General features: G+C 73.5%; 8 protein-coding genes. 5 read left to right on the forward strand and 3 right to left on the reverse strand.

From position 1 onward, the window contains the following. Positions 1–56: 56 nt before the first annotated feature. The gene (locus KIP79_RS49900; protein WP_214110712.1) at positions 57–797 is read left to right on the forward strand and encodes a YcnI family copper-binding membrane protein; all 741 of its coding nucleotides are present in this window, start codon (positions 57–59) and stop codon (positions 795–797) included. 45 nt (positions 798–842) lie between these two features. Here the strand turns inward: KIP79_RS49900 and KIP79_RS42430 are convergent, their stop codons facing one another. The 3 genes from KIP79_RS42430 to KIP79_RS42440 are packed head-to-tail and all read right to left on the reverse strand — an operon-like array spanning position 843 to position 3695. Then, entirely contained in the window at positions 843–1664 is an 822-nt protein-coding gene (locus KIP79_RS42430; RefSeq protein WP_214110713.1) for an ABC transporter permease, read from the reverse strand. Continuing rightward, positions 1651–2625, reverse strand: coding sequence for an ABC transporter ATP-binding protein (locus KIP79_RS48835; protein ID WP_214110714.1), 975 nt, complete (start codon positions 2623–2625; stop codon positions 1651–1653). Before KIP79_RS48835 ends, KIP79_RS42430 begins: the two co-directional genes overlap by 14 nt. After that, complete coding sequence (locus KIP79_RS42440) at positions 2622–3695, reverse strand: LolA family protein (RefSeq protein WP_214110715.1); 1074 nt, start codon at positions 3693–3695, stop codon at positions 2622–2624. Before KIP79_RS42440 ends, KIP79_RS48835 begins: the two co-directional genes overlap by 4 nt. Positions 3696–3914: 219 nt before the next feature. On the opposite strand from KIP79_RS42440, the gene KIP79_RS42445 reads away from it, so the two are divergent. The 4 genes from KIP79_RS42445 (at position 3915) to KIP79_RS42460 (ending at position 7815) form a co-directional block, all read left to right on the forward strand. Next, positions 3915–4271, forward strand: coding sequence for a hypothetical protein (locus tag KIP79_RS42445; protein ID WP_308170201.1), 357 nt, complete (start codon positions 3915–3917; stop codon positions 4269–4271). Between the two features lie 89 nt (positions 4272–4360). Further along, on the forward strand, positions 4361–5035 hold the full coding sequence (locus KIP79_RS42450; protein WP_214110716.1) for a response regulator transcription factor: 675 nt from the start codon (positions 4361–4363) through the stop codon (positions 5033–5035). Next, a complete protein-coding gene (locus KIP79_RS42455) occupies positions 5025–6383 on the forward strand; it encodes a sensor histidine kinase (protein ID WP_214110717.1) in 1359 nt (452 codons plus the stop codon). The genes KIP79_RS42450 and KIP79_RS42455 overlap by 11 nt, the downstream gene beginning before the upstream one ends. Positions 6384–6393: 10 nt before the next feature. Further along, complete coding sequence (locus KIP79_RS42460) at positions 6394–7815, forward strand: pyridoxal phosphate-dependent decarboxylase family protein (protein ID WP_308170202.1); 1422 nt, start codon at positions 6394–6396, stop codon at positions 7813–7815. Positions 7816–7934: the final 119 nt, after the last annotated feature.

Genomic DNA, 7934 nt, shown 5'->3' on the forward strand with positions numbered 1-7934 from the left:
AGCGGGCCGTGTCGGTCCGCCAGCCCCCCATGTTCTTTTCATTCAGTGGAGTACGCATGTCCATCCTTCGTCGCGCCCTGGCCGTCACCGCCGGGGTCACCGCGCTCACCCTCGGCCTGGCCTTGCCCGCCCTCGCGCACGTCACCGTCAACCCCAAGACCGCGGAGAAGGGCGGCTTCACCAAGGTCGCCTTCCGGGTGCCCAACGAGCGCGACGACGCCTCGACCACCAAGGTCGAGGTCGAGCTGCCGACCGACCACCCGCTCGCGTTCGTCTCGGTCCGCCCGGTGCCCGGCTGGGACGTCAAGGTCACCGAGGGCAAGATCGACCCGCCGGTGCAGACCAAGTACGGCGAGATCAGCGAGGCGGTCACGAAGATCATCTGGTCCGGCGGCAAGGTGGAGCCCGGCCAGTTCCAGGAGTTCGAGGTCTCCATGGGCTTCATGCCCGACAACGTGGACCAACTGGTCTTCCCGGCCACCCAGACCTACTCCAGCGGCGAGGTGGTCAAGTGGGCCGACGAGCCGAAGGCGGACGGCAGCGAGGCCGAGCACCCCGCCCCCACGCTGAAGCTGGTCGCCCCGACCGGTGACGACACCCACGGCGCCGCCGCTCCCTCCCCCGCCGCCGAGCACTCGGCGGCGCCGAGCGTGGTCCCGGTCGCCGACACCAGCACGGCGGCGCCCGCCGCCGCCTCGGACGGCACCGCCCGCCTGATCGGCGGCATCGGCATCGCGGTCGGCATCGCCGGGGTCGCGGTGGCGGTCCTCGCGCTGCGCCGCCGCCCGGCCGCCTGAGTGTGACGCCCCGGGCCGTGGCCGCCCCCATGCGGCCACGGTCCGTCAGGCGGTGACGTCCTTGCCGGTGAACCTGGCCCAGGCGATCGAGCCGAAAATCACCACGTACGCCAGGTAGGCCAGCAGTCCCTCCCCCATCCGGTCGAAGCCGATCGGATCGCGGAGCGCGCCGTCGGCGACGTTCCACCAGGAGGTGAGCAGGTACGGCTTGATGGCGGACAACGCCGGAATGGCCTGGAGCACCTGGGCCACCACCAGCAGCACCACGGTGGCGGCGATCGCCCCGATGGGCGCCTCGGTGAGCGTGGAGACGGCCAGCGCGAGAGCTCCCAGCGCGGCCATCCCCGCGGCGGTGTAGAGCGCGACAAGCCCGATCCGCAGCAGCCCGTCGGCCAACGGGACCGTGGTGCCCGACAGCAGCGTCACCGGCCCGACCGGGAAGAGCGCGAACCCGGCGGCCAGCCCCGCCACCGCCACCACCAAGCAGGCCGTAAACGCAAATATCACGATATTTCCGTACTTGACGGCGAGCAGGTGGGTACGGCCCGCCGGGGCGGTGAGCAGGTACCGCAGGGTGCCCAGGTTCGCCTCCCCCGCGATCGCGTCCCCCGCCACCACGGCCACCGCCAGCGGCAGGATCAGCGGCACCATCACGAAGAACGCCGCGAAGGTGAGCACCACCCCGTTCCCCGCCACCTGCGACAGGAACGCCTGCGGCCCCTCCGCTCCGTCGCCGGCGATCCGCAGCCCGACCCCGACCAGCACCGGGACCACGGCCAGCACCCCGAGCAGCGCCAGGTTCCTAGGCCGCCGGAAGGTCAGCCCCACCTCCGAGCGGAGCAGCCGGAGCGGATCACGCCTCGACATCGAACCCCTCCCCCGTCAATCCCACGAACACCTCTTCCAGGCTCGGCCGCAGCACCTGGAACCCCCGCACCGCGACCCCGTCTCCGACCAGCGCGGCCACCACCCGCTCCGGCGCCACCCCGCCCAGGTCGGCGAAGACCTCCCCCGCCCCGCCACTCGGTTCGCCCAGCCCCAGCCGGGTCAGCACGGCGACCGTCTCCGTCACGTCAGGCGTCTCCACCCGGACCCGGGGCACCGCCTCGGCGCGCAGCTCGCCCAGCGTGCCCTGGGCGACCAGCCGCCCGGCCCGCATCACCCCGGCGTGCGTGCACATCTGCTCCACCTCGGCGAGCAGGTGCGAGGAGACGAACACGGTGGTGCCGCCCGCCGCGATCTCCTTGATCAGCGTACGGACCTCCCTGGTGCCCTGGGGGTCGAGCCCGTTGGTGGGCTCGTCCAGCACCAGCAGCTCGCGCGGCCCGAGCAGGGTGGCCGCGATGGCCAGCCGCTGCCGCATGCCCAGCGAATAGGCCCGGTAGCGCTTGCGGGCCGCCGCCGCCAGCCCGACCCGGTCCAGCGCCTCGGCCACCCTGCCCTCGGCGGTCCCGGCCCGCGCCCCGGGGTCGGCCGCGTCGAACCGGCGCAGGTTGGCCGCCCCCGACAGGTACGGGTAGAAGGCCGGGCCCTCCACCAGCGCGCCCACCCGGGGCAGCGCCTCGGCGGGCGAGCCGGCCCCCAGCAGCGTGCTGGTCCCGGCGGTGGGGGTGATCAGGCCGAGCAGCATGCGGATGGTGGTGGTCTTCCCCGAGCCGTTGGGCCCGAGGAATCCGAAGATCGCTCCCCGGGGCACGGTGAGGTCGAGGCCGTCCACGGCGAGCTGCCCGCCGCGGAAGCGTTTGGTGAGGCCCCGGGTGAGGATGGCGGCCCCCTCGGCGGGGGACGCCGTGCGCGCGTCCCCCGCCGAGGTCGTGGTGATCGTCACCGGGTGCCCGCCGCCTGGTAGAGCGCCTCCGGCGTGACCGCCCCCGCCAGGACGCGGCCGTCGTCGGTGAGCAGCACCGACACCACCTTGGTCCGGATCAGCCGCCCGCTGCCCCAGTCCCCGCTGACCGGGGTGGCCGAGCTCAGCACGGTCGTGGCGGCCTCGGGCAGCTGGGCGGCGTCGAAGGGCGCCACCACCACCGCCGACCAGCCGGAGCCGACGACCTTGACCTCCTCGTCCTTCGCGGCGGCGGCGACGCGCTCCCTGGGGAGGGCGGGGATCTCGCCGTCCTTCACCGTGGCGCCAGGGGGCGGGGTGAAGTCGAAGTTCTCCGGGGCCGGGCGGGAGAAGGTGACCGAGTCGAAGCCGACCTCGAAGGCGGGTTCTGCCGCGCCCTTGGCGTACAGCTGGACGCGGAGCGGGATCAGGGTCTCGCCGTCCACGGCCAGCCGGACGTCCCTGATCAGGGAGGTGGCCGCCTTCGGGGTGAGCACCAGCTCGTAGGCGGCCCGGCCGGCCACGGTGGCGTCGTTGCCCACGGTGACGCCGGTGGAGTCGCCGGCCGCGGCCAGCGCCCGTTCGGCCGCGTCCTGCGGGGTGATCACGGTCGGCAGCGGGGTGGGCGCCGGTTCGGCCGGCGTGCGGAACCGTACGGCGGTGTTGGCCGCGCTGTCCCACCACCAGGTCTGCTCACCGTTGACGATGAGGTCGTGCTCGCTCATCGGGCCGGGCAGCGCGAGCCTGAGCCGGTCCTCGGCGCCGTACCAGATCTTGACCTGGTGCGAACCGGCGAGCAGGGACAGCGGCGAGGCGGTGCTCTCCCCGGCCAGGGCCGACAGGCCCGGCACGCCGAGCGAGGCGGTCTCGATGATGGTGCCGGACATCGGCGGCAGCGTGCCGGAACCCCACCGGGCGGTCACGTCGGCCAGCAGCTGCTCGGCCGTGCGCTCCGGCAACACCGGGTCCCCCTGCACCGCGGCGATCACCGGCCCGGAGCCGACGGCCACCGCGACCACGGCGACCGCGGCCACCGGAACCCCCCACCTCACGGCGCGTGCTCTCTTGGGCATCTCACTTCTCCAATCTGATGGATACCGTCCCACCTTGCGCAGTCGGACCTGTGCCACCGCTGAGAGCGCCTGAGATCGTTCTCAGCCGAACTGATCACCAACTTGGGGTCACAGTTGCTGAGCAATATCGACACGGAGAGTAATCGCTTAAATACTCTCCGCTAGCAACCCCGTTGCCTTCCGGGCTCCGGGAAGCCGATCAGAAGGAGAACGATTCAGGTGAAGAAGTCGACGGTCCTCGCCCTCACCGCCCTGACCGTGCTGTCCGCCGGGGCCGGTATCGCGGCGGTGGCCAACGCCCAGACCCGCGACGTCCCCGCGGTCGCGCAGGGCGCGCTGCCCCCCGGCTACCAGCTGATCAAGCTCCCCAACGCCAACGTCGGCAACTTCGAGCGCCGCACGCTCTTCTGCCCCGGCGCCAAGCGCGTCCTCGGGGGCGGCGCGGAGGCCCAGGGCCCGAACGCGGTGCTGGTCGGCTCCTTCCCCACCGACGACGGGCGGGGCTGGATCGGCATCGGCCGCCAGATCGGCGCCAACGGCGTCGGCATCAGCGTCTTCGCGGTCTGCGCGGACTGACCTCCGGGCCGGCCCTCCTGGCCCCTCTGCCCGGGGGGCCGGCCCCGCTCTCAGCCAGATCTCAGCAGGTTGCACCCAGAATGGGGGCCATGCGGGTACTGGTGGTGGAAGACGAGCGGCGGATGGCGGCGGCGCTCCAGCGCGGGCTGCGGGCCGAGGGATTCGCCGTGGATCTGGCCCACGACGGCGAGGAGGGGCTGCACCTGGCACAGGTCGGCGACTACGACGTGGTGGTGCTGGACATCATGCTGCCCCGGCTGTCCGGCTACAACGTCTGCAAACGCCTGCGCGCCGCGGAGAACTGGGTGCCGATCCTGATGCTCTCCGCCAAGGACGGCGAGTACGACCAGGCCGACGGCCTCGACCTGGGCGCCGACGACTACCTCACCAAACCCTTCTCGTACGTGGTGCTGGTGGCCAGGCTCCGGGCCCTGCTGCGCCGGGGCGGCGGACGGCGGCCCAGCGTGCTGCGGGCCGGGGACCTCACCCTGGACCCCGCGCGCCGGCAGGTCGCCCGGGCCGACACGCCGATCGACCTCACCCCCCGCGAGTTCGCGCTGCTGGAATACCTGATGCGCCGCCACGACGAGGTGGTCTCCAAGGCCGAGATCCTGGAACACGTCTGGGACACCTACGACACCGACCCCAACGTGGTCGAGGTGTACGTCGGCTACCTGCGGCGCAAGATCGACACCCCGTTCGGGCGTGGCGCCGTGCAGACCGTACGGGGCGCCGGTTACCGGCTGGTCAGCGATGGCGGCTGAGCCGCGCGGCGGCCCCGCGGGGTGGTGGCGGCGGCGCTCGCTCCGGGTCCGGCTGACTGCGGCCGCCGCGGCGGTGCTCGCCCTCGGTCTGGCGCTGTCGGCGTACGTCTTCGTGGACGTGCTCCGGCGGGCCCTGGTGTCCACCATCGACGAGGGCATCCACCAGCGGGCCCGCGAGGTGGTGGCGCTGGCCGACGCCCACCGGCTGGACGGCCCGATCGCCACCACCGACACCACCGTGGTGCAGGTGGTCGGGCCGGACGGCCGCATCCTGGCGGCGACCGCGGGAACCGACCGCCTGGTCCCGTTGCTGAAGGCCGCCGACCGGGCCGAGGTGGTCGTCGCGGGCAAGGCCCGCTACCTGGACGGCCGCCCGTACGGCATCCCCGGCGTGCTCCGGGTGACGGTGCTCAGCGCCGACGACGGGATCACCGTGATCGCGGCCCGCTCGGTCGCCGAGGTGCAGGCCAGCACCAAGGCCGCCGCGCACGTGCTGCTGATCGGGACCCCGCTGCTGCTGGTGCTCCTGGCCGGCGCGTCCTGGCTGGTCATCGGGCGCACCCTGCGGCCCATCGACGCGCTCCGCCGGGGCGCCGCGGAGATCACCGGGACGGCCAGGTCGCGGCGGCTGCCGGTGCCGGAGGCGCACGACGAGGTGCACTCGCTGGCGATGACCCTCAACGACATGCTGGACCGTCTGGAGGCGGCCGGGCAGCGGCAGCGCGCCCTGGTCTCCGACGCCGCGCACGAGCTGCGCAGCCCGCTGGCCAGCATGCGGCTGCAGCTGGAGGTGGCGCTCAGCCACCCGGAGGGCGAGGACTGGCGGGAGACCGCCGACGGCGTGCTGGAGGACACCCTGCGCCTGTCCCGGCTGGCCGAGGACCTGCTCGCGCTGGCCCGGCTGGACGAGGGCCGCCCGTCCCGCCGCGAGCCGGTGGACCTGGGCGAACTGGTCACCCGCACCGCCGACCGGTACGGCATCGCCGCCGACGTGCCGGCCGCCGCGCTGACCGTGACCGGGGACGCCATGGACCTCGGCCGGGTGCTCACCAACCTGATCGACAACGCGGTCCGGCACCGCAGCGAGAAGGTGTCGGTGGCCCTGGCCCAGGACGGCTCGTACGCCGAGATCACGGTGACCGACGACGGGCCCGGCATCCCCGCCGCCGACCGGGAACGGGTCTTCGACCGGTTCACCCGGCTGGACTCCGCGCGCAGCCGCGACGACGGCGGCGCCGGGCTCGGCCTGTCCATCGTCCGGACCACCGTGCACGCCCACCACGGCACCGTGCGCCTCGCCGACGCCTCCCCCGGGCTGACCGCCGTGGTACGGCTGCCGCTGGCCTAGGGTGGGTGCCGTGTTAGCGGAGTCGGGCCGGAGCGTGGGCGAACTGCTCGCGGAGCTGGCCGGGATGAAGGCGGCGGATCTGCCGGTGCGCGGGGGCAAGGTCACCGCGTACGTGTACGACACCGGAAGGCCCGAGGTGCACGCGGCGGCGCAGGCCGCGTACGCCGAGATGCTCGAGGTCAACATGCTGGACCCGACCGCGTTCCCCAGCATGGTGGCGCTGGAGAAACAGGTGGTCGGGGCGGTGGCGGAGCTGCTCGGGGAGCCGGCCGCGCCGGGTGTCTTCACCAGCGGCGGGACCGAGTCGATCATGCTGGCGGTGAAGGCGGCCAGGGACGCCCGCGGCGTGGCGGGGGCGCAGATCGTGGTCCCGGTGACCGCGCACCCGGCCTTCCACAAGGCGGCGCACTACCTGGGCCTGGAGGTCGTGGCGGTGCCGGTGGACCTGGAGAGCTTCCAGGTGTCGCCGGCGGCGGTGGCGGAGGCGATCACCGACAGGACCGTACTCGTGGTGGCCTCGGCGCCCTCCTACCCGCAAGGGGTGATCGACCCGGTCGCGGAGGTCGCGGCGGTGGCCGCGGCGCGCGGGGTGTTCTGCCACGTGGACGCCTGTGTCGGCGGGTGGCTGCTGCCGTGGCTGCGGGAGGCGGGGGCCGAGGTGCCGCCGTTCGACCTGCGGGTGCCCGGGGTGACCTCGATCTCCTGCGACCTGCACAAGTTCGGGTACGCGCCGAAGGGCGCCTCGGTGGTGCTGTTCAAGGACGCGGGGCTGCGGCGGAAGGCGTACTTCGCGTCGGCGGCCTGGCCCGGGTACACGATCATCAACTCGACCGTGCAGAGCTCGCGGTCGGCCGGGCCGCTGGGCGGGGCCTGGGCGACGCTGGGCGCGCTCGGGCGGGAGGGCTACCGGGAGCTGGGGCGGCAGACGCTGGAGGCGACCCGGCTGCTGGTCGACGGGGTGCGGGCCATCCCGGGCCTGCGGGTGCTCGGCGAGCCCGCGGCGTCGCTGGTGGCCATCGCCGGGTCGCCCGAGGTGGACGTGTTCGTGCTGGCCGACGAGGCGCGCCGGCTGGGCTGGTTCCTCCAGCCGCAGCTCTCGTACGCGGGGATTCCGGCCAACATCCACATCACGGTCACCGGGGTCACGCTTCAGGGCGTCGGGGAGATGCTCGACGTGATCGCCAAGGCCGCCGAGGCGGCACGGGACCGGGGCCCGGCGGTGGTGCCTGAGGGGCTGCCCGAGCTGATCGCCGGGCTGGATCTGGATGCACTGGACGACGCCACCTTCGTGGAGCTGGCCGCCTCCGTGGGCATCGACCTGCGTAGTCGGGAGCAGCCCGAGATGGCCGCCGTGAACGCAGTGCTGGACGCGCTTCCGGCCGCGACCAGGGAGGCGATACTGGTGCGCTTCCTGTCGGTGATCTACTCCTGAGCTGTCGGCCACGGTCCTGGCCGTCCAGCGACGTCCAATCCCGGCGGAGGCCGGACCCGGAGGGTTACGAGGGTGGGTGGGTGGGAGTGCCACGGCAAGCAATCCGCCCGCCTGAAAAG

This window comes from Acrocarpospora catenulata (assembly GCF_018476525.1).
GTDB lineage: Bacteria > Actinomycetota > Actinomycetes > Streptosporangiales > Streptosporangiaceae > Acrocarpospora > Acrocarpospora catenulata.

Coding starts and splice junctions, on each gene's coding strand:
- KIP79_RS49900 (WP_214110712.1), top strand. CDS start 57: ATGTCCATCCTTCGTCGCGCCCTGGCCGTCACCGCCGGGGTCACCGCG.
- KIP79_RS42430 (WP_214110713.1), bottom strand. CDS start 1,664: ATGTCGAGGCGTGATCCGCTCCGGCTGCTCCGCTCGGAGGTGGGGCTG.
- KIP79_RS42440 (WP_214110715.1), bottom strand. CDS start 3,695: ATGCCCAAGAGAGCACGCGCCGTGAGGTGGGGGGTTCCGGTGGCCGCG.
- KIP79_RS42450 (WP_214110716.1), top strand. CDS start 4,361: ATGCGGGTACTGGTGGTGGAAGACGAGCGGCGGATGGCGGCGGCGCTC.
- KIP79_RS42455 (WP_214110717.1), top strand. CDS start 5,025: ATGGCGGCTGAGCCGCGCGGCGGCCCCGCGGGGTGGTGGCGGCGGCGC.